General features: G+C 33.7%; 18 protein-coding genes. 5 read left to right on the forward strand and 13 right to left on the reverse strand.

Features of this window, described 5'->3' with window-relative positions:
* Positions 1-170: 170 nt before the first annotated feature.
* The 3 genes from rpoN to BXU01_RS07610 form a co-directional block, all read right to left on the reverse strand.
* Complete coding sequence (gene rpoN, locus BXU01_RS07600) at positions 171-1,631, reverse strand: RNA polymerase factor sigma-54 (protein ID WP_083692611.1); 1,461 nt, start codon at positions 1,629-1,631, stop codon at positions 171-173.
* 148 nt (positions 1,632-1,779) lie between these two features.
* The gene (asnS, locus tag BXU01_RS07605; protein WP_083692612.1) at positions 1,780-3,228 is read right to left on the reverse strand and encodes an asparagine--tRNA ligase; all 1,449 of its coding nucleotides are present in this window, start codon (positions 3,226-3,228) and stop codon (positions 1,780-1,782) included.
* A 331-nt stretch (positions 3,229-3,559) separates the two neighbouring features.
* A complete protein-coding gene (locus BXU01_RS07610) occupies positions 3,560-5,926 on the reverse strand; it encodes an RND family transporter (RefSeq protein WP_083692613.1) in 2,367 nt (788 codons plus the stop codon).
* A 179-nt stretch (positions 5,927-6,105) separates the two neighbouring features.
* Between BXU01_RS07610 and BXU01_RS07615 the strand changes: the two genes are divergently transcribed.
* The 4 genes from BXU01_RS07615 (at position 6,106) to BXU01_RS07630 (ending at position 10,648) form a co-directional block, all read left to right on the forward strand.
* Positions 6,106-6,435 (forward strand): multidrug efflux SMR transporter, encoded by a 330-nt coding sequence (locus BXU01_RS07615; protein WP_056248709.1) that lies wholly within the window; start codon positions 6,106-6,108, stop codon positions 6,433-6,435.
* A gap of 283 nt (positions 6,436-6,718) precedes the next feature.
* Positions 6,719-7,480: a sensor histidine kinase gene (locus BXU01_RS07620; protein WP_083692614.1), complete on the forward strand. Its 762-nt coding sequence runs from the start codon at positions 6,719-6,721 to the stop codon at positions 7,478-7,480.
* Positions 7,443-8,162: a LytTR family DNA-binding domain-containing protein gene (locus tag BXU01_RS07625; RefSeq protein WP_083692615.1), complete on the forward strand. Its 720-nt coding sequence runs from the start codon at positions 7,443-7,445 to the stop codon at positions 8,160-8,162. The genes BXU01_RS07620 and BXU01_RS07625 overlap by 38 nt, the downstream gene beginning before the upstream one ends.
* Before the next feature lie 215 nt (positions 8,163-8,377).
* The gene (locus tag BXU01_RS07630) at positions 8,378-10,648 is read left to right on the forward strand and encodes a cation:proton antiporter (RefSeq protein WP_083692616.1); all 2,271 of its coding nucleotides are present in this window, start codon (positions 8,378-8,380) and stop codon (positions 10,646-10,648) included.
* A gap of 455 nt (positions 10,649-11,103) precedes the next feature.
* Here the strand turns inward: BXU01_RS07630 and BXU01_RS07635 are convergent, their stop codons facing one another.
* The 3 genes from BXU01_RS07635 to pyrH all read right to left on the reverse strand — a co-directional run bounded on the left by BXU01_RS07635 (position 11,104) and on the right by pyrH (position 15,063).
* Positions 11,104-13,596 (reverse strand): DUF5686 family protein, encoded by a 2,493-nt coding sequence (locus BXU01_RS07635; protein WP_083692617.1) that lies wholly within the window; start codon positions 13,594-13,596, stop codon positions 11,104-11,106.
* A 119-nt stretch (positions 13,597-13,715) separates the two neighbouring features.
* Entirely contained in the window at positions 13,716-14,279 is a 564-nt protein-coding gene (gene frr, locus BXU01_RS07640) for a ribosome recycling factor (RefSeq protein ID WP_083692720.1), read from the reverse strand.
* 76 nt (positions 14,280-14,355) lie between these two features.
* The gene (pyrH, locus tag BXU01_RS07645; protein ID WP_055094499.1) at positions 14,356-15,063 is read right to left on the reverse strand and encodes a UMP kinase; all 708 of its coding nucleotides are present in this window, start codon (positions 15,061-15,063) and stop codon (positions 14,356-14,358) included.
* A gap of 190 nt (positions 15,064-15,253) precedes the next feature.
* On the opposite strand from pyrH, the gene BXU01_RS07650 reads away from it, so the two are divergent.
* Complete coding sequence (locus BXU01_RS07650; RefSeq protein WP_083692618.1) at positions 15,254-15,871, forward strand: thioredoxin family protein; 618 nt, start codon at positions 15,254-15,256, stop codon at positions 15,869-15,871.
* A 371-nt stretch (positions 15,872-16,242) separates the two neighbouring features.
* On the opposite strand, the gene truB is transcribed toward BXU01_RS07650, so the two are convergent.
* The 7 genes from truB to BXU01_RS07685 form a co-directional block, all read right to left on the reverse strand.
* On the reverse strand, positions 16,243-16,932 hold the full coding sequence (gene truB / locus BXU01_RS07655) for a tRNA pseudouridine(55) synthase TruB (protein ID WP_083692619.1): 690 nt from the start codon (positions 16,930-16,932) through the stop codon (positions 16,243-16,245).
* Positions 16,933-17,730, reverse strand: coding sequence for an undecaprenyl-diphosphate phosphatase (locus tag BXU01_RS07660; protein WP_083692620.1), 798 nt, complete (start codon positions 17,728-17,730; stop codon positions 16,933-16,935). It lies immediately after the preceding gene.
* Between the two features lie 103 nt (positions 17,731-17,833).
* Positions 17,834-18,091, reverse strand: a complete 258-nt coding sequence (locus BXU01_RS07665; RefSeq protein WP_083692621.1) for a DUF3098 domain-containing protein — start codon at positions 18,089-18,091, stop codon at positions 17,834-17,836.
* A gap of 90 nt (positions 18,092-18,181) precedes the next feature.
* Entirely contained in the window at positions 18,182-19,057 is an 876-nt protein-coding gene (locus BXU01_RS07670; RefSeq protein ID WP_055093757.1) for an ABC transporter permease, read from the reverse strand.
* 304 nt (positions 19,058-19,361) lie between these two features.
* Positions 19,362-19,955: a molybdopterin-dependent oxidoreductase gene (locus BXU01_RS07675; RefSeq protein ID WP_255373720.1), complete on the reverse strand. Its 594-nt coding sequence runs from the start codon at positions 19,953-19,955 to the stop codon at positions 19,362-19,364.
* 19 nt (positions 19,956-19,974) lie between these two features.
* A complete protein-coding gene (locus tag BXU01_RS07680) occupies positions 19,975-22,536 on the reverse strand; it encodes a TonB-dependent siderophore receptor (RefSeq protein ID WP_083692623.1) in 2,562 nt (853 codons plus the stop codon).
* 97 nt (positions 22,537-22,633) lie between these two features.
* A complete protein-coding gene (locus tag BXU01_RS07685; protein WP_083692624.1) occupies positions 22,634-22,981 on the reverse strand; it encodes a winged helix-turn-helix domain-containing protein in 348 nt (115 codons plus the stop codon).
* Between the last annotated feature and the right edge of the window lie 19 nt (positions 22,982-23,000).

Raw genomic sequence — 23,000 nt, forward strand, 5'->3', positions numbered from 1 at the left:
TTTAATATGGTAATGATAATGTAAAATGAAACCCGACAGGTTTTTAAAACCTGTCGGGTTTGTTGTTTCTGAAAACGACTGTCGCGCATAAAAAAGCCTAACAGGTTTTTAAAACCTGTTAGGCTTGGTATTTAAATGAACTTATATTGCTTTTATGGTTTAAAAAAGAATTAGATCTTCTTTCTCATTCTGGCAACCGGAATATCAAGTTGTTCACGGTATTTTGCGATAGTTCTACGAGCAATTGGGTAGCCTTTTTCTTTAAGGATATCAGCTAATTGATCGTCTGGTAAAGGTTTCTTTTTATCTTCTTCTTCAATTGTATTTTTAAGAATCTTTTTGATTTCTAAAGTCGAAACATCTTCTCCCTGATCATTTTTCATGGCTTCAGAGAAAAATTCCTTAATTAGTTTTGTTCCGTATGGCGTTTCAACATATTTGCTGTTGGCAACACGCGAAATAGTCGAAATATCTAAACCAACCATGTCTGCAATGTCTTTTAAGATCATTGGTTTTAGTTTGGTTTCATCACCATCTAAAAAGAATTCTTCCTGATAATGCATAATCGCATTCATGGTTACAAAAAGCGTTTCCTGACGTTGTCTGATCGCATCAATAAACCATTTTGCCGAATCCAGTTTTTGTTTGATAAACTGAACGGCATCTTTTTGTGCTGATGATTTATCGCGAGAATCCTTGTAGGTTTGCATCATTTCCTGATAATCCTTAGAAACGTGCAAAGACGGAGCATTTCTTCCGTTTAAGGTCAGTTCAAGTTCGCCATCTATAATTCTAATCGCAAAATCAGGAACCACGTTTTCAGTCACTTTATTGTTTCCTGTAAATGATCCGCCCGGTTTTGGGTTTAATCTTTCGATTTCGTGAATCGCTTTTTTAAGCTGTTCGTTTGAAACCGCATATTTTTGAAGCAGCTTATCGTAATGTTTTTTGGTAAAAGCATCAAACTGATTTTCGATAATATCAATTGCTAAATCAACATATTCAGTTGGCGTTTTGTGCTTCAATTGCAATAATAAGCATTCCTGCAAATCACGTGCTCCAACTCCAGAAGGTTCTAATTCGTGAATTACATGCAGCATTTTTTCGACCATTTTCTCATCTGTATAAATACCCTGAGTAAAAGCCATATCATCTACAATATCCGGAACGCTCCTGCGGATGTAACCCATGTCATCAATACTTCCAACAAGGAATTCCGCTATTTCGCGTTCTTCATCATTTAAAATAAAAGTATTCAACTGATTGATTAAATCCTGGTGAAAACTGATCGGAGAAGCAAAAGGAGTTTCTCTTTCTTCGTCTTCGCTATAATTATTCACCTGAGTTTTATAATCAGGAGTATCATCGTCGCTTAAGTATTCATCGATATTAATGTCGTCCGCTTCGATTCTGTCAGATTCTGCATCGTCGTAATCGTCGTATTCTTCATTCGCGAATTCATCTGCTTCGTATTCATCTTCTTTTCCAGCTTCAAGAGCCGGATTCTCGTTCATTTCTTCTAATAAACGTTGCTCAAAAGCTTGCGTAGGCAATTGAATTAACTTCATCAGCTGAATTTGCTGAGGAGATAATTTTTGGGATAATTTTAAATTTAAAAATTGCTTTAGCATTTATTTTTATTAAAAGTTTCAAGTTTCAGGTTTCAGGTTGCTGAACTTGCCGCAACTTGAAACCTGAAACCTGAAACAAATATTATTATTTTAGTTCGCATTCCAATAACTTGAAACTTGAAACCTGAAACTTTTTAAACTAAATTGATTAGAATTCTGCATTTCCAGGAGTTCTCGGGAAAGGAATTACGTCTCTAATGTTTGTCATTCCTGTAACAAACAATACCAAACGCTCAAATCCAAGTCCGAAACCTGCGTGAGTTGCTGATCCAAATCTTCTGGTATCTAAATACCATGATAATTCTTCTTCGTCGATTTCTAAAGCTTTCATTTTTTCAACCAAAACATCGTAACGCTCTTCTCTTTCAGAACCACCAACGATTTCTCCAATTCCAGGGAAGAGGATATCCATTGCACGAACCGTTTCTCTTCCTGGTTCCGTGTTGTCGTTCAAACGCATGTAAAACGCTTTAATATTTGCTGGGTAATCAAACAAGATTACCGGACATTTAAAGTGTTTTTCAACCAAATAACGCTCGTGTTCTGATTGTAAATCAGCTCCCCATTCGTTGATGATATATTGAAATTTTTTCTTTTTGTTTGGAGTAGAATCTCTCAAAATGTCAATTGCTTCAGTATAAGAAACACGCTTAAAGTTGTTCTCTAATACAAAGTTCAATTTCTCTAACAAAGCCATTTCACTTCTTTCTGCCTGAGGTTTTGATTTTTCTTCGTCTAAAAGTCTTCCTTCTAAAAACTTCAAATCATCCTGACAATTGTCTAAAGCATATTTAATTACGTACTGAATAAAATCTTCAGCCAAATCCATGTTGTCATCAAGATTATTGAAAGCAACTTCTGGCTCGATCATCCAAAATTCTGCCAGGTGACGAGAAGTATTTGAATTTTCTGCTCTAAAAGTTGGTCCAAAAGTATAAATCTGACCCAAAGCCATTGCATACGTTTCACCTTCTAATTGTCCAGAAACTGTTAAGTTGGTTTCTTTTTCGAAGAAATCTTCTTTATAATTTACTTTTCCGTCTTCAGTTCTTGGTGTGTTGTCAAAAGGTAAAGCAGTAACTTTAAACATTTCTCCAGCACCTTCAGCATCAGAACCAGTAATAATTGGCGTATTTACATACACAAAACCTTTTTGTTGAAAATAGTTGTGAACCGCAAACGATAATACCGAACGTACACGCATAATCGCACCAAACATATTCGTACGAACACGTAAATGTGCATTTTCACGTAAGAAATCTAAACTAGGTTTGTTTTTTGGCTGTATCGGGAATTTTTCTGCATCAGAATCTCCTAAGATTTCCAATTTGTTCACCTGAATTTCATATTTCTGACCAGCACCTTTACTTTCGATCAAAGTACCAATTACAGAAATCGCAGCACCAGTAGTGATTCTTTTTAAAGTTTCATCAGGCGTATTTTCAAAATCAACAACACATTGTATATTATTAATGGTAGAACCGTCATTAAGAGCGATGAACTGATTATTTCTAAAAGTTCTCACCCATCCTTTTGCATTAACCTCCTGAAGCGTCGTCGTACTGTTTAATAAGTCTTTAACTTTTGTGTGTTTCATTTTATATATAATATTGAAATTAAATTATTTGTTGTGTAATAACTGCAAATATAAACGATAATAATTAAAATTAGAAGCTGTTTCCCGCTATCCGCTATATCTTTTTATTGCTAAAGGAGCAATAAAAAGGATGCTCCCGAAGTTTCGGGACTATCGGGGCTAGGGTTTTAGTTTTTATAAGGCATTTTTGTCATTGCGAGGAACGAAGCAATCTCACTATAATAAGATACAAAACTGGATCGTGCAAATGAGATTGCTTCGTTCCTCGCAAAGACTTAGCGTTTAATAAAAAGAATTCGCGCTAATTCGTGAAATTCGTGGCAAAAAACTTTTACCCCTCCAAATTCTCCAAATCCTCTTTCTTCGCTTTCTTCTTTTCAAAAGTCAAAACCAAAGCAGGTAAAACCAATAAATTAGCAAACATTGCAAAAGCCAAAGTACAAGAAATTAATCCACCAAGTGCGATTGTTCCGCTAAAGCTTGAAAGTGTGAAAGTCGCAAAACCTAAAATCAAAACTACCGAAGTATAAAAAGTACTGATTCCTGTTTCTCTCAAAGCGCTGAAAACAGATTTCTTTACTTTTCCGTTACTTTGAATCAAATCATGTTTGTATTTAGCCATAAACTGAATCGCATTATCTACCGAAATACCAAACGCAATACTAAATACCAAAATAGTTGAAGGTTTTAACGGAATCCCGAAATAACCCATTAATCCGGACGTAATACAAAGTGGTAAAACATTCGTAATTACAGACGCCATTACCATTTTGAATGATCTGAATAAGTACAACATTAATCCAGCAATTACTAAAATCGCAAAAATTAATGATTCGATTAAGTTGTCAACCAGATAAGATGTTCCTTTCTGGAAAACCAATGCTTTTCCGGTTAATGTTACTTCGTAACGATCTTCAGGGAAGATTTCAGCAATTTTAGAGCGTAATTTTTTCTCTACTCTTGCCATTTCCTGCGTTCCAATATCTTTCATGAAAGTCGTGATTCGGGCGTATTGTCCAGTCGAATCTACGTATGATTTCATTAAATTGTCTTTACTATTTTTTGTGGCATTTTTTGCATACGACAAAATAAAAGTTTGTTCCTGAGAAGTCGGTAATTGGTAATATTCCGGATTTCCGTTATAGAAAGCCTGTTTCGAATATTTAACCAAATTCACTATAGAAACCGGTTTCGATAATTCAGGAAGTTCTGCAATCGTATTTTGCAATTCATCCATTTTTTTCATCGTCGATAATTTCATAACACCTTTTTTATGTTTGGTATTAATCATTATTTCGAGTGGCATAACGCCGTTGAATTCTTTTTCGTAAAATAAAATGTCTTTATAAAATGAAGCGCTTTTAGGCATTTCACCAATCAAACTTCCGGAAACTTTCATTTGCGAAACTCCAATTACACTAAAAACCAAAAGTAAACCGTAAATCGTATAAATGACTTTTCGTTTGTTTTTTACCACATTTTCAACAAAATCCAATAAAGTCGAAATATATGTTTTAGTCAAATGGTACAAATGTTTTTCTCCAGGAACCGACATAAAACTGTACACAATTGGCACAATTAAAAGAGTCAATAAATAAACAGAAATTACATTGATAGAAGTCACCAGACCAAACTCAAAAAGCAAATCGTTTCCGGTAATCATAAACGTTGCAAAACCTATCGCCGTAGTTAAATTCGTCATTAAAGTCGAAACTCCAATTTTCGAAATAATACGCTGCAAAGCCTTTGCCTGATTGTTGTGCAATTTAATTTCCTGCTGGTATTTATTGATCAGGAAAATACAATTCGTGATTCCGATAACGATAATTAATGGCGGAATAATGGCTGTTAGAATCGTGATTTTATAATGAAATAATCCAAGTGTCCCAAAAGACCAGATTACACCAATAACCAAAATACAAATCGAGATAAAAGTTGCTCTGAATGAACGGAAAAAGAAAAAGAAAATCAGGGAAACCGTAAACAAAGCAGCGCCAATAAAGAGTCCGATTTCGCCTTTCATATTATCAGCATTAATAGTTCTGATGTATGGCATTCCGGAAACCTTTAAATCAACTCCCGTAGTTTTTTCGAATTTATCGATTTTGGGAACCAGATTTTCAAGGATAAAAGTTTTTCTTTCAGGTGTATTTACCAGTTTTTTATTAATGTAAATCGCTGAACGAATACTACCGCTTTGTTTGTTGAACAATAATCCCTCGTAAAAAGGTAAATTGTGAAACAAATCATATTGAATCTTTTTTAAATATTCCGGATCTAGTGCTTTCTTTTGATCAATAAACGGAGTCAGAACAAATTTTTCGTTAACAGTATCTTTGTCTAATTTCTTTAAATCATTCAAAGAAACAACCAAATCTACTTCTTTAGAATTTTTTAAACCTGTCATTAATTCATTCCAGGCGGCATAATTTTTAGGCGTAAAAAATTTCGGATCCTGAAACCCAATTACAACTAAATTTCCTTCCTCACCAAACTTATCAAGAAACTGTTGGTATTGCTTATTTACGATATGATCTTTAGGAAGCAAGTTTGCCTCAGTATAAGTCATAGAAAGGTTTTTCCATTGATAACCAAGGAAAATCGTTAAAGCAGATAGGATTACTAGTATTACTATTCGGTTTTTAAGTATGATTCGGGCTAGTTTTTCCCAGAATCCAACTTGTACAGCGTTTTTCATAAAATCTTTAAAATGGATGCAAATGTAGTGAAAAGTGCTCAAAATCATAAATAATCGATTGTATTTTACTTAATGTTAACACAAATTGCGCACTTGTTGTTTGTGATATATTTCTCTCTTTTTGTGTTTTAATGGTCAGCTTTTCTCATATTTGTACGTAATTTAAAAATGAGATTAAAATGAATTGGATTTTATTAATCATAGCTGGACTTTTTGAAGTAGGGTTTGCATCTTGCTTAGGCAAAGCCAAAGAAACTACCGGAATGATTTCGACCTATTGGATGGTTGGATTTTTTATCTGTCTTTCGATCAGTATGTTATTATTATATAAAGCCACGCAAGTTTTACCAATAGGAACTGCTTATGCCGTTTGGACAGGAATTGGAGCCGTTGGAACTGTTTTAGTTGGAATTTTAGTTTTTAAAGAACCGGCAACTTTCTGGAGAATATTTTTTCTTTCAACTTTAATTGCTTCGATTATTGGGTTAAAGTTTGTTTCTAGTCACTAAGAATTGGCCCACGGGTTTTACGGATTGAACAGGTTTACGCGGATTTTTTTTAGCGGTGCGTTTAAAAAGTATGCCACAGATTGCACAGATTCTCACAGATTAGTTTGTAGTAAATTATTAGAAAAAATCTTTTTAATCATTTTAATCTGTGGCAAAAAAAACAGCGTACAGATTTAAGCGGGTAATTTTATTTGTTGAAATAGTATAAAAAAAGAAAATCTGTGACAACCAGTTTAATCCGTAAAATCCGTGGGCGAAAAAAACTTTTAATTTTACATAAACAATGCAAGAAAACAACACTATTACTTTTATATTTCTGGCGATACTTTTATTGCTTATCATTATTATTTGTTTTTTAATGTATCAATTGATGCAATTTAAAAAAGCAAAAGACGATGCCGAGAAAAGCTTTTATGCACTCGAAATGAAAGTTAACGATTTGCAGTTAGAAACGTTAGAATCAAAACTGAATCCGCATTTGTTTAAGAATATTCTAAACTCTATTCAGTCGCACGCGTATCAAACTTATTTTGCATTAGATAAACTGGCCAATGTTCTGGATTATATTTTATACGAAAGCAAAAAGAAATTCGTGACGGCAAAAGAAGAAATTGATTTTGCTTTGAATTTAATCGAAATAAATAAAATCAAGATCAGTCCGCTTTTTGAGTTGAAGATAAAAACCAATATCAACAAAGAAGACAAATTATACGATCAGCCTTTACTCGCGCCGTTAATTTCTATTGATTTAATCGAAAATGCCTTTAAACACGCTGATTTGCAAAGTGCCGATGCCTTTATCTCGGTTGTTTTTGAGTTTAGGGATAATGCTTTTTTTATGACGGTTTCGAATAAGATATCAGATAAAAAAGTATTAAAAAAAGAACGAAGCGGTTTTGGTCATGCGACTTTAGAACACCGATTGCGCATTATTTATAAAAACAACTTCAAACTCGATAAGTTTGTAGAAAACGATATTTACATAGCTCATCTTAAAATAGATTTACTTGAATACAAAACTGAAATGCTTGCTTCTGGACGATGAGTTACCGGGATTGACGTACCTGAAAATGCTTTGCGAACAAATTCACGAAGTCGAAATTGTAAAAACGTATAATAATCCGGAGAAACTCCTTGCTGATATTCCAAATCTCGATTTTGATTTGTTAATATCAGATATCGAAATGCCCGGAATTGATGGTTTGCATCTGGCAGAAATGCTGGACAATAAATTAGTAATTTTTTGTACCGCCTATAAAGATTATGCTGCCGATGCTTTTAATATTGATGCGGTAGATTATATTACAAAACCGGTAAAACTCGAACGTTTGCAAAAAGCAATCACAAAAGCGTATGAACGTTTTCATAAACCGGATGCAGCTAAAAAGTTTATTCAGCTTAATACTGACAAAGGAAAAACGCTGTTGTATTTTAATCAAATTGTATACATCAAAACCGCAGTGAGCGACAGTCGTGATAAAACAGTTTTGCTTACAGACGGAAGTTTCCTGAACCTGAAAAATGTAAAATTCGATACGTTGCTGCACGAATTACCCGATGCTGATTTTTGCCGTGTAAACAAAAAGGAAATTGTTGCGGTAAAAGCCATTAAATTTTTTAATCATAACGAAATTGTCTTGCATCATTTAGAAAAAAATGATAAAAACAGTACGATGATATTAAGCGAAACCTACCGTTCAGACTTTTTGAAAAAGGTAAAAATCTAGATTATACTACACATGTCAGGCTGAGCGGAGTCGAAGCCCATTCACAGTTGTCAAGCCTTCGACTTCGCTCAGAATGACAGCAATTTTTGAGAAAAACAGAACTTATTACAAAGTTTTTCGGACTTGTTACATACATTTAAAATTAGGTTAAAATTTACTTTTTCACTTAATTCTCAGTTCTGATATTTGCACCATTAAAATCAAAAAAATGAGTTATGAATAACATAAAGAACTCCTTATTTTACGTTACTGTTATTGGCGGTTTTACAGCTCTGATATATTGGGTAATTTCAAAAGGTGCTGCACTCGAAGTAGGGCGCGGAATCGTACACAAGCAAATAGTAAGCAATCACTGGAATGATTTTTTAAATTCGATGATCGAAAATTTAAAACATCCTCTGGCGATTTTACTGGCTCAGATCGTTACTATTATTTTAGTAGCCCGTTTGTTTGGATGGGTTTTTAGAAAAATAGGGCAACCGTCTGTAATTGGAGAAATGATTGCAGGTATCGTTTTAGGACCATCTTTGGTCGGAATGTATTTTCCTGAATTCTCAGCGGCATTGTTTCCAAAAGAATCTTTAGGTAATTTACAATTCTTAAGTCAGATAGGCTTGATACTTTTCATGTTTGTAATTGGGATGGAATTAGATCTGAAAGTATTAAAAAATAAAGCGCATGACGCTGTAGTTATAAGTCATGCAAGTATTGTTATCCCTTTTGCCCTGGGTCTGACGTTAGCTTATTTTATTTACCACACTTTTGCTCCCGTTGGAGTTGAATTTGCATCGTTTGGATTATTTATGGGAATCGCCATGAGTATCACTGCATTTCCGGTATTGGCCAGAATCGTGCAGGAGCGAGGCATGCAAAAAACAAAACTGGGTACGATTGCCATAACTTGTGCAGCTGCAGATGATATCACAGCTTGGTGTATTCTGGCTGTTGTAATTGCAATTGTAAAAGCGGGTTCATTTACAAGTGCATTATATGTAATTGGTTTGGCTATTTTGTATGTAATAATTATGCTAAAAATAGTTCGTCCGTTTTTAAAACGTGTTGGAGATTTAAACTCAACTCGGGAAAGTTTAAACAAACCTGTTGTTGCGATTTTCTTCCTTACACTTTTATTTTCTGCTTATGCGGCTGAATTAATTGGAATCCACGCTTTGTTTGGTGCTTTCTTAGCAGGAGCAATAATGCCGGAAAATAATAAATTCAGAAATATTTTTATTGAAAAAGTAGAAGACGTTGCCATCATCGTTTTATTACCATTATTCTTTGTATTTACAGGTTTGCGTACACAAATAGGGTTATTGAATGATCCGTATTTATGGAAAGTTACGGGAGTAATTATTGCCGTTGCCGTTGCCGGGAAATTTCTTGGTAGTGCTTTGGCCGCGAAGTTTGTGGGACAAAACTGGAAAGACAGTTTAGCTATTGGAGCCTTAATGAATACACGTGGTTTGATGGAATTGGTGGTTTTAAATATTGGTTATGATCTTGGAGTTCTTTCTACAGAAATTTTCACCATGATGGTAATTATGGCTTTGGTGACGACTTTTATGACCGGTCCGGCGTTAGATTTTATAGGATTTATTTTTAAAGATAAAGTGACAGCCGTTCCTCAGGAAATTGGAAATAAAAGTAAATACAAGATTCTGCTTTCGTTTGGAACTCCGGAAAGAGGAAAGAAATTATTGAAAATTGCTAACAGTTTAGTTAAAAAACAAGGCGATAATTCGATTGTAACAGCAATGCATTTGTCATTAAGTACAGAGATACATTCGTTTGATGTAAAAGATCACGAACGAAAAATGCTGGTTCCGGTAATTGAAGAATCAGAACGTTTGAACCAAAATATGGTGAGCGTTTTTAAAGTAACCAATGATATCGATACTGATATTATAGACACCGCCAATCAAGGTGAATATGATTTATTATTAGTTGGTTTAGGTCAGTCTATTTTTGATGGAACTTTACTAGGGAAGATTCTTGGTTTCACGACCCGAATCGTAAATCCGGATCGTTTGATCGATAAGTTTACAGGAAAAGAAGGTTTGTTCGAAAATTCTCCTTTTGATGAAAGAACGCGTCATATTATTTTAAAGAGTAAAATGCCGGTAGGTATTTTTATCGATAAAGAGTTAGAAGATGTAAACCAGGTTTTTATGCCTATTTTTACTAAAGAAGATTCTTTCCTGATTGAATATGCAAAGAAATTAATCAATAATAACGGATCACAAATTACAGTTCTGGATGCAAGTGGTGAAGTAAAAAATACCAGAGATATTCAGGAAACGATTCGTTCGATTGAGCAAATTGCACCCAATCATATTATGATTATGCACGACAGAACCATCAAAAAAGAATTTTTGGAAAGTCAGAACCTGATGATTATTAGTTTAGACAGTTGGAAAAAACTAATAGAATCTCAAAGCACATGGTTGAATAATACACCTTCGGTTTTGATTTTGAAACCGTAAGAGGGTTTTAAATTATAATATTTTTAAATTCCAAATTCCAATTTTTATGATTGGGGTTTGGGATTTTTTTGTTTTGGCTTTTTTGAGGATTTTGATTGCGAGATGGCACGCGGATGACACGGATTCGCTTATGCGAAAACACGGATTTAGGCGGATTTTTTTATGTTTTGTTATTCTCATTTATGTCATGTCGACGTGAGGAGAGATCACACAAGTATATCGACAAAGATTGGCGATATTCTGTGTGGAGTTTCGAATGTGATCTCTCCTCACGTCGAGATGACAAACTACACGGATAATTGGGGTTTATATTTTTTATTGTGAAAACGGGTGTCCTAGCCCTGATAGAAGCGGTATCCTTTTTCTTGCTCCTTTAGCAAGAAAAAGATACAAGCGGATAGCAGGAAATAGCTCCTGAAAATTCTAATTAAACTTAAAATATTGAAATTTAAAACCTAAAGTCCCAAATCCAAAACATACGAAATCTTAACGGCAATATTGTCTTCAAATTTTAATAATTGATTTGGACCATATCTGTAGAAACCTCCAAGACCAAAACCTTTGTAGATTTTGTTTAATTCGATTCCGGATTCAAAGTAACCTTTGTCTAAAGTTTTGTATTCAGGTCCTACATGTTGTTCCGGATTTTCCATATTTCCCCACGCCATTCTGGTAACTAATACTAACGAAGGACGAACTTTTTTAAGGATTCTGATTCGGTCAAAACCATGCTTGATTTGGAAAAAGACATATTGACTCGAGAAGAACTCATTAAAATACATGGTTTCAAAGCTGTTTCGGCCGGCAAAAGTAATACGTTGAATAACCGTTTCTTTAGTAAGGTTGTTGGGCATTGTGTTATATAAATGCGTAAGCGGAACGTCGCCAATTGCATAACCTCCTTGCAAAAGCAAACTTGTTTTTTGACCGTTCAGGTAATTTTTTTCATACTCGGTTTTGAAATCTATTTTGCCAAAAGTAAAATCATTTCCTAAAACATCAGGTAAAGATTGCGTGTATTGAAAAGTAAATCTTGGAAATCTTTTTTCAGATTCGTTTCTTCCGGTTGGCGTTTGCATGAAGTTGCTAAACGGAGCCCAGACAATCGAAATCATTGCCGTTGTCATGACGTAACTGGAATATAATTTTCCGTCGTAATTAAAAAGATAATCAAATTGAGGTTCGACATTTGTTCTTGCCAATTCAAAAACAGCTTCGGTTTTTGGAATGATTTTAGACTGAACATTGGCTTTCCATGCAGTATATTTATAGAAAGTACTAATGTTGATTGGCCGCGGATCATAGATTTTAAAAACTCGTTTGTCTACTGCAAAAACGGTACTCGCAATTTCCCGAACATCATCTGTATAATATCCGTTTACCCAGGTGTTTGTACTTTTGTCCAGTAAAACCCCGGTTCCTAAACTGTATTTAACTTCACCGTCTTTTGTTCCGTAAGCCGAATATCCTTCGATTCTGAAGTTTTTAGAAAAACGATCATTTGTGATTCCGCCAAGGCCAAGACGAAAACCTTCATAATTATTGTAACTGATGATTTTTTTCAGATCGAGATCAATAGGTCCGATAGGTACATAACCATTGATTATTTTTCGTCCAAATCCTAAACGATTTTCAATTCTTTTCTTGATCGAAAGGCTGTCTATCAATTGATATGTTTTCTGGCTTTTCAGGTCTAAACTTTCTTTTCGGTATTCATCCCAGAATTCTTCCGGTTTTTTGTTTGCATCGTCTTTAATTTCAATATAAAGCGCCGGGTTTTTTATTGGAGGATTTGTATTGTAATGAATGTCGAAGTTGTTGCTTTCTGAAAGTAAATAAGTAAAATCAGAGGCTGATTTTTTTCGCGTTTCAAAGTTGTCTTCTACATCTCCGTCAAACTGAATTGTTCCGCCTAGAATCTTAATGTCGTCATCGCTTTTTCCTTTTACGATTTTAAAAGTTGTATTGCTCTGAAACCATATTTTTTCGCTTGGTACATATTCAAATTCATGAATACCGCTAATATCCAGAACGCCTTTTATACGCATTACAGCTTTGGCCACAGCAAAATTTTCCTGATCAATATACAAGACACCTTCTAAACCTGAAGCTTTTCTTTTTTGTTTGTTTTTAAAGTAAACTACATAAGTTTCGCGTCCCTTTATATTTACGGTATCCAGTATTTTATAGTTATAACTTGCCGGGGCGCTGTTCGAAATTGGGTTTTCATATTTAGTTTCGAAAAGCTCATATTTAGGATCGTAAATAGATATAGATTGTAAGTTAAACGCAATTACTTCATAAATAGGCTGCTTAAAACCAGCCATTTTTGTTCCAAGAATAGTCTCTTTTAGCTTGTTATTGCCAAATTGATATTGTGAAACTTTTTCGGTTTGAAATAAATGCTGTTTGCTAATGATCTCTTTAAACTTATAATCAGACGAATCTATATTGATACGGTTTTTCTTCAGGTCTTTATAAGCTGCTGTAGAATCAATTCTGCCGTCTATAGAATCCGGATTGGCAGTTACTATAAGTTTATTGTAACTTTTATACTCAAAACTACTAAGTTTTTTTTGTGGATTGTTTTTGTTTTTATTCGCTATTACTTTCTTTATAAGGGTTAAAGCAGGATTCTCATTAGAAATAATAACTTCTTTTAAATCGTCTGTTTTTTGAGAAAGTGAAACCGAGTAATATTTTTTATCTGTAATGTTAACAGTTTTGGTTTGAAAACCAATATACGAAACCGAAAAATGGGTTGTATTTGTAGAAACCGTAAAAATAAATTTTCCATCAACATCAGTAATTGTATTGATGTTGTCAGAAGTGGTTATAGTCGCAAAAGGAAGTGATTTGTTGCTGGAATCCGTTACAATTCCGTTTATTTGAAATTGGGCTTGAATAGTAAGCGTGAAAAACAAAGTCAATAAACAAAATAGCCTCATACAGAATGTTATAGTTTCAAAAACGAATAGAATGTGATTTTGGTATGCAAAAATAAGAATAAAAAAATCCGTCCAGTAACAATTTAACTAAACGGATTTTTATTTTGTGATGATTAATATTACACTTTCATGATTTCGGCTTCTTTAGCAACCAATAATTCATCTATTTTTTTGATGTAAGTATTTGTCAAATTCTGAACTTGTTCTTCGGCAGATTTACAAATGTCCTCAGAAGTTCCTTCTTTTTCTAATTTTTTGATATCTGTGTTGGCATCTTTACGCACATTTCGAACACCAATTTTTGCATCTTCGGCTTCAGATTTTGCTTGTTTCGCTAAATCTCTACGACGCTCTTCTGTCAATGGCGGAACACTGATAATGATAACGTCACCATTATTCATTGGGTTAAAACCAATATTGGCCACCATAATTGCTTTTTCGATAACTTGTAACATGTTTTTTTCGAAAGGCTGCAACGTGATTGTTCTTGCATCAGGAACACTAATTTTAGACACTTGCGAAAGTGGTGTTGCTGATCCGTAATAATCTACAAAAACGCTTCCAAGCATTGCCGGAGAAGCTTTTCCTGCACGAATGTTAAGAAATTCTTTCTCTAAATGCGCAATCGAACCATTCATTGATTCTTCTGTACTATCTAATATAAATTCTATTTCTTCAGTCATTATTTTTAAGTTTTCAGTTTTCATTCTCAGTTTTCAGTTCAGGTCGGCAATTGCGACTGTAAACTGTTACTGATGACTATATATTTACTACTGTTCCTATGTTTTCGCCTTCACAGATTTTTAATAAATTTCCAATTTTGTTCATATCAAAAACAACGATTGGTAATTTATTTTCCTGACTTAATGTAAAAGCTGTTGTATCCATCACGTTTAATCCTTTTTTAAGGACATCATCAAACGAAATCATATCAAATTTTACTGCTGATGCATTTTTTTCAGGATCAGAATCATAAACACCATCAACACGGGTTCCTTTTAATATCACATCTGCATTGATTTCAATACCTCTTAAAACCGCAGCAGTATCAGTTGTAAAATAAGGATTTCCGGTTCCGGCCCCAAAAATTACAATTCTTCCTTTTTCAAGGTGGCGATCTGCTCTTCTTTTAATATAAGGTTCTGCAATAGATTCCATTTTTAAGGCAGTTTGCAAACGGGTTTTCATTCCTTTGTCTTCAAGAGCACCCTGTAATGCCATTCCGTTGATAACTGTAGCAAGCATTCCCATATAGTCGCCTTGTACTCTATCCATACCGGCACTTGCACCTGCAACGCCTCTAAAAATATTTCCTCCTCCAATAACAATAGCAATTTCTACTCCTTTACTGTGAATTTGCTTAATTTCTTCAGCATATTCGGCTAATCTTTTAGGGTCAATTCCGTATTGTAAATCACCCATCAAGGCTTCACCGCTTAGTTTTAGAAGAATCCTTTTATATTTCATGTGTCGTTGCGTTAATTTGTGCAAATATAGACATATTCTCATTTTTAAAAATAATGTTTTAAAAAAATTAATTGTTCTTTTATTTTTAAATTTATAAGGATTTTTCAGAAATTTTTTGAATGTGATAAAAGTCATACTTTGAGTCTTGCTGAAATTTGTATTTTTATACAATTCAAAAAAATAAACCAATATGAAAAACACCATAGCCAAAGCTTTATTTAATAGTCATTCGTATCCTGAATATCGGAAACTAGTCGCAGACTTATTAGTAGAAGAAAAATCAACCGGAAACGAACAGTCTGAAAGTCTGACAAATTATAGTAAATTGAATGACGCCAGAATGAATCGATTGGATAAAACGATTACGATTTCTGAAAAAATCCTTTCAAAACTTGATCATTTAGAGAATAGATATATCTGGCTGGTATTATCTGAAGGCTGGTGTGGTGATGCGGCTCAAATTCTTCCTGTTATCAATAAAATGGCTTTGGCATCACATAAAAAAATAGATCTCAGAATTGTTTTACGGGATGAAAATGCTGAATTAATGGATCAATACCTGACAAATGGCGGAAAAGCAATACCAAAAGTTATTGTAATTTGTAAAGAAGCGGGAATTGTTCGTGCTGATTGGGGACCAAGACCAAAAGGTGCAACAGAATTATTAGCAGAATATAAAAAGGAATTTGGTGTACTTGATGAAAAAATAAAAACTGATCTGCAATTATGGTATCTGGCTGATAAAGGAAATTCAGTTCAGGAAGAACTCATGCAAATAATAGATAATATTGCATATAATCGCTTGTAATTTCTACATGAAAATAATGTTAAAATAGGTTTTGGATTGGTAATGTGTTGAAAATAAATATTCTATAGTTTAAAAAATCATTAAAATGTTTTTTTGAATTAAAATATTTTGTATCTTGGTGACTGAATCCCACTTCTATTATTTATTTTCTGATTTACTCTTTTTATTGGTGTCTATTTAATGTTTAACAATTAAAAAATACACTATTATGAAAAAGTTATTTGAAAGATTTTACGATTTTGTTTCGAAGTTATTGTTTGAAGGGAAAAATATCCCTCATTATTAACCGCAAAAAAGAAAGTTATGAAATAGAAATATTTTGGAGTAGGCACATTACTTAATTTTTTTGTAATGTGCTTTTCGTATTCTTTCTACTTAAGACTTTCTTCAAATAAAGTAACATCAATAGCATTTTTCACATCGTAATCACCAATTTTTGTTCTGCGCAAAACTGTTAAATGCGATCCTGAATTCATTGCTTTTCCAAAATCGTAAGCTATAGATCTGATATAAGTTCCTTTGCTGCAAACAATTCTAAAATCTACTTCAGGCAATGCAATTCGTGTAATCTCAAACTCGTGGATAGTAGTTTTTCTGCTTGCAATTTCTATTGTTTCTCCTGCGCGGGCATGTTCGTATAAACGAACACCATCTTTTTTAATCGCTGAGAAAATAGGCGGTTTTTGATCAATTTCACCTAGAAATTGTTTGACTGTTTCGTGAATCAAAGCTTCATCAATATGTGATGTAGGGAATGCTTCATCGATTTCTGTTTCTAAATCATACGATGGAGTAGTGGCTCCAATATAAAAAGTTCCGGTATACTCTTTTGCCTGACCTTGTAACTCTGTAATTCGTTTAGTGAATTTTCCGGTACAAATTAATAATAAACCAGTTGCCAAAGGATCTAAAGTTCCGGCATGACCAATTTTGAACTTTTTAGGAAGTCCGACTTTATTGATCAAAAGGTATTTTAATTTATTGACAGCTTGAAACGAACTCCATTTTAAAGGTTTGTCTATCAATAAAAGTTGTCCGTTTAAATAATCTTCAGGCGTCATTTATATAATGGTAAGGGGATGAATGAAAAAGTGGATCAATAATAAAACGATCCCGGCAATTATTCGGTAATAACCAAAAACTTTAAAACCATTTTTAGTCAAAAATCCAATGAAGGTTTTTATAGCCAAAAGTGCTACAATAAAAGCCACAACATTACCAATAACTAATAAATTTACTTGGTCGTGAGATAATTCGAATCCGGCTTTATAATAATCATAACATTTTTTTGCTGTTGCACCCAACATGGTTGGTACGGCTAAAAAGAATGAGAATTCTGCAGCTGTTGTTCTGGATAATTTTTGAGACATACCTCCAACGATACTGGCTCCGCTTCGTGAAACTCCCGGAATCATGGCCAAACATTGAAACATTCCAATTTTAAAAGCTTGCAAATACGTGATTTCTTGTGAAGTTTCGGCAGCGTTTGGTTTATTAAACCATTCATCGACTTTCAATAAAATTAATCCTCCTATTAAAAGTGAAACCGCGACAGTAACCGGATTTTCTAATAATCCATCAATAAAATCGCTTAATAATAATCCTAAAACTACGGCCGGAATAAACGCAACCAAAAGTTTAAAATAAAAATCAAGTGTCTGAAAGAAACGTTTGAAGTATAAAACCACTACAGAAAGTATAGCGCCAAGCTGAATAACAATGGTGAAAAGTTTAGTGAAATCTTCGTGGGCAATTCCAAAAAAAGAAGAGGCAATAATCATGTGCCCAGTTGAAGAAACAGGCAAAAATTCTGTAATTCCTTCAATTATGGCAAGAACAATAGCTTGTAATGTATTCATTAAATTTAGATTGTTAGAGTATTAGACTTCTTAGATGTCAGACTTTTTAAAGAGATTAATCTAATAATCTAAAGATCTAAGTTGTCTAAGCAGTCTAAGAAATTTATTTAGATTTTTTGAAAATAGAATAAATCGTGATTCCAAATCCAATTAAAACAGTTGTTGGTGCTAAACGTATACGTCTAAAATTAAAAACATCTTCATTAAAAATCTTCGGATCATTACTTCCTCCGCCAGACATTAAGATAAAGCCTAATGCAATAACGCCAATTCCAATTAATAGGATTTTGTAGTTAATACCATCAAAAAGGAATTCTTGTTTTTGGGGCTGTTGTGGTTCTGTATTGTTGTTATTTTTCATCTTGTCATTGCGAGGAGCGAAGCAATCGCAACCTCTATTTATATGAATTATCTTTTTACTGTAAACTAAAAACTGAGACTGAATACTTTTTTAATAAAGATCGTCTGTTCTTAAATTCAGGAAACGCTGTGTTGCAAAATGCGTGCTTACCCATGTAATTAGAACACCTAATCCGAAAACAGCTAGCAATACAAGTCCTATTAAAACCTGATCTTCCATAATACCTAATCCCGGGAAATTGTTTTCTACATAAAGTAAAAGAGCGATCAAAGCAATAATTGCTAATCCGGCACCTAACATTCCTAATTTTACACTTCGCATCACAAAAGGTTTACGAATAAACGATTTTGTTGCGCCAACCATTTGCATGGTTTTAATGATGAAACGGTTTGAATGTATTGATAAACGCAATGAACTATTGATTAATAATACAGCAATTACAGCAAGGAATCCGCTAATAATTAAGATCCACATACTAACTTTCTTGATATTGTCATTTACCAGGTTTACCAATTGTTTGTCGTAAACAATGTCTTCGATCATGGTGTTTTTACGCAAATTGCTTTCGATTTGCAAAATACTGTCTCTTTCTACATAATCAGCTTTTAAGTGAATATCGTAAGAATTCAATAAAGGATTTTCTCCTAAAAAGGTCAGGAAATCTTCTCCAATAATATCAGTATGCTCTTTTGCTGCTTTCTCTTTTGTAACATACACATAAGATCTGGCGAAAGGAGCTCTTTTTAATTGTGTATCAAATGCTTTTATCACACTGTCATTAGCTTCATTTTTAAAGAAAACCGTCATCGCGATTTTTTCTTTAAAATCATTTGCCAGTTTTTTAGAATTGATAATGAATAATCCCAGTACTCCTAAAAGGAATAAAACAAGAAATACACTTAGTACAACCGAAAAATAAGAGGAAATTAACCTGCGCTTTTGAAATTTATCAAAGTTAGAACTCATAGTTTGCTTAAATTATGTGGTAAAAATAATAAAGAATTTCTTTATTTGAAGTTAATAACGACCAAAGTTTTAACTTTAGTACCATAAAGATACAATTCAGGATTTAATGTAAAGTTTATTTAACCGCAAAGTACGCTAAGTTTTTTTAATACCTGGTCTTATATAATCACACAAAATTCGCAAAGCTTGATTTATATATAGCTTTACGAACTTTGTATTTTTTCTAATATTACACATTAAATTTTAGCACACTTTGCAGTGAAATTCAAAATCTTAGAGACTTAGAATCTTAGCAACTCAGAACCTATTTTACCCTATAAACTTCGATGCTTTTTAGCCAATAAACATGTCGCGGACCTGTTTTAATATCGTTTTTACAAATTAAAACCATCTCGCCGTTTTTAATTGGTTTTCCGTTTTCTTCAAAAAGAACATATGTATTTTCTCCTGTTGGATTATTGAAAATTTCTGCCCATGAAAAAGTAGCTTTATAACCATCTGAAGCTCTGGCAACAATATAGAAGTTACGATCTTTATGGTCTTTTTGTATGATTTTTGATTTTTCCAAAATATCTTTTAATAAAACGCCTTTGCTGGTTTTATCCTCTTTTTTGATCTCGCCATTTTGACCCGTTATTTTGAAATTTGAAATTGTTGTCACTTTCATTTTTTGTAAAGAATCGATATTTAATTGTAATGGAAATTCAACTTCTCCTTTTATTTCAATTTGATGATTTACTAGTTTTAAACTATCAGAAGCTGTCATTGCCGAATGATGATTTTCTTTTTCAGGTGCGGCAGTTTTTTCTGTTGCAACAACATCTTCTTTTTTTGATGTATTGCACATAGTGCAGATAAATGCAGCTATAAGGACAAGAATGTAGATTCGTTTTTTCATATTAATATTATTTGTGTTTTTAGAATTTGTTTGTTTCCCAAACTAATGACAAGTAATACAACCCGCCAATTGCCGGACCACCAAGAATAGAATTATAAGGTTTGTTTAAAATATTTGTCCCTCCAATTTTTGTAGTAATACCGGCTTTTTCGAAATTGTAATTCACCTGCGCATCCATCGACCAATAATCGGGAACAGTTCCGGTTACTAAAAAAGAAACATAATCAAAATTGTTTTGATAACGTGCGGTTGCACTTGCACCAAGATTTTTCCAGATGTTTTTTGCAATTAATGTTCCGTTGATATTGAATTCAGGAGTATTAAATCCGTCTTCGAGACCATCTTTATCATCTGTTCGATCGAGTTTGGTATAAGTAACATTGGTTAAAGCGGTGAAAGTTTTATCAAAACGGTATTTTAAACCTAAGCTTCCTCCGTAATTATAAATTTTACTTTTAGAATTGGTCCAGAGACGGTATCTGTTTTGTGTGTTTTTAGAATATAAAGCGGTTGGAATCTGGGTAACATCTTTTGTATTTGGGATACTGGCTTCGACTTGAGCGATGAAATTTTTATAAGAGTTGTAATAGAAATCAGCATCGATAAAAAGATTTTGTTTTAATGCAATTCCTCTAAAACCAAATTCGAAAGAATTTACAAATTCAGGCTGCAAATAGGTATAAGGATTTTTTTGAATCGTGTTTTTATTCTTTTCAATGGCTTGCGCCTGAGTAATTCCAAGTGTATTTACATCATTATTTACCTGCGATTGAAATTTATCTATTGAAGCTTTGGTATATGAATTCTCAAAAATGCCATCAGACATAATGCGTAATCCGCCAACACGTTTTACACCGCCACTATTTACATTCGAAAAACCTTCGAAAATACTCGGAAAGCGATACCCGTTTTGATAAGAAGCCCTGAAGCTTATTGTTTCTTTTGGAACATAAACCGCAGTGAACTGAGGCGTGAATTTAGTATTAAAATAATCGGCTTTATCCATTCTTATAGTTGCGCCCAGGCTTATTTTTCGATCTAGAAAATCTTTGTTTAATTGTGTAAAAGCACCTGTTTTTTGGTATGTTAAATTTTCTGAAGGATTTACCGGATTGATAAAATAATTCCCGTCAGGAACAATAATGTAAGTTCTGTAATCGAAACCGCTTAATAGTTTTGCGTCTATTTTTTCGAAGAATGAAGGGAAAGCTTTATCCCAATTTAGCAAGCCTTCGGCATGAACCAAAGTCGATTTTACACGTAAAGCCGCTCCAATATCCCAATTATTAATATCGATTAATTCGTTTTTCTTTTGCTCATAAGCTTCAGTTCCCGGTTCAAAACGACCTTGGTCAGATGATGTTCTGGCCATTTTATGCGCATCGGCAATTGTCGCTCCGTTTGTTACTGCATTTTTATATGCTGTTGCATAATCTGCAAACCATTTATCATCAGATTTATAAGCGCGATCCATGTTTTCTGCAAGAGAACGCATGTTGTATGAGTTTCCGGTATTTTCGAAAGTAGCATATCCTTTTACCTGAAAAATAGGAGTATGATAATCAACAGCGATTTGGTTTAGCGTATAATTATCTAATCTAAAGCGGTTCGAGCGCTGGTAGATTGTATTAATAAGTGCTGTTTTATAAGTGACGGCCAATTCATTTCCTTTTTTCGGACGGAAATAAAAACCAATATCAGCTTTGTAGTTTTTAATATCATAATCAGAAATGTCCGTTTCACGATAACCTGTTCTGGCAACGACATAATTTTTACCATTTAAGTTTAATGTTTTTCTATTTGCAGATTCGTTTCCGTAGCCATTCACTTCATCATAAGCCGGATTATCTGTGCCGTATAAATTGGTTGATGCATTGGCGTTTGGAGCCAAATCTGTTCTGTCATCTGCAACCCAATCTGTTCCGCCTGTTGTTGAAGCATTAATTTTGAAAGCTAATTTTTCGTTGAATGCTTTTGCAACGCGCAAATTAAATTGCGAATAAATTTTGGGCGAAAACCGATCGATATTCCCCACATGATTTACACCCGTTAATTGCTGAATGCTGATACCTTGATATTCAAATGGGTTTTTAGTCTGAATATTTGCCAAACCATTTATGGCGTTCATTCCGTATAAAGCTGCCGCAGTTCCCGGAATAATTTCGATTTTATCAATATCAAGATCATTTGCGCCCAGTGCATTGGCAATTGGAGCGCCTAAATGTGGTGCCTGATTATCGATTCCGTCAACCAATTGTGCAAAACGAACGTTAGTCGAGTTAGCGAAACCTCTTGTATTTATGACTTTAAAGCCCAAACTTGGCGTGATAATTTGTACACCTTTTACGTTTTCAAGTGCTTCATAAATACTTGGGGATCCCATTTTTTTGGCTTCCGCAGATTTTAACTGTTCTATAGTTATAGGAGAACGCATTATTTTTTCGGAACGTCTGGAAGCTGTAATTACAATCTCATTTAAGGTCTCTTTTTTGATGCTGTCCTGGTTTTTTTTAGAACTTTCTGTTTGAGAAAAGCTTTTAAGACTTACGAAAAGTAATAGGATATAAAGGTATAATCTCATAATTGAAAGTACTATTTTCAGTATGTTTTAAAATGAATACTGATGATTAGTGAAACTTGATTTTGGTTTTTTATAAAATATTAAGGTTTGGATTTTTTTAAAACTTTAAATTCTGTGTTTCTTTTAGGGCAAAATCTTTAATACGTTTTTCGATTTCATAAAAAACGATTATGGCTTTTTCCCCTGCTTTGGTTAGTTTTGCTCCGCCACCGCCTTTTCCTCCAAGAAGTTTTTCTACCAAGGGACTTTCGGCACGCTGATTCATTTCTTCGACTAATTGCCAAGCCTGACGATAAGCCATTTTCATCTCTCTGGCAGCATTGGTAATAGATCCTGTTTTTTGAATATTCTCTAATAACCAAATTTTTCCTATTCCTAAAAATGGACCGTCGGCTTCTTCAATCCAAAGACGAACTTCGACAGAATATTTTTTGCTATTATCCATTTGATACTTTTAGTGATAA

The sequence above is a fragment of the [Flexibacter] sp. ATCC 35103 genome, from assembly GCF_001975985.1.
Lineage (GTDB): Bacteria > Bacteroidota > Bacteroidia > Flavobacteriales > Flavobacteriaceae > Flavobacterium.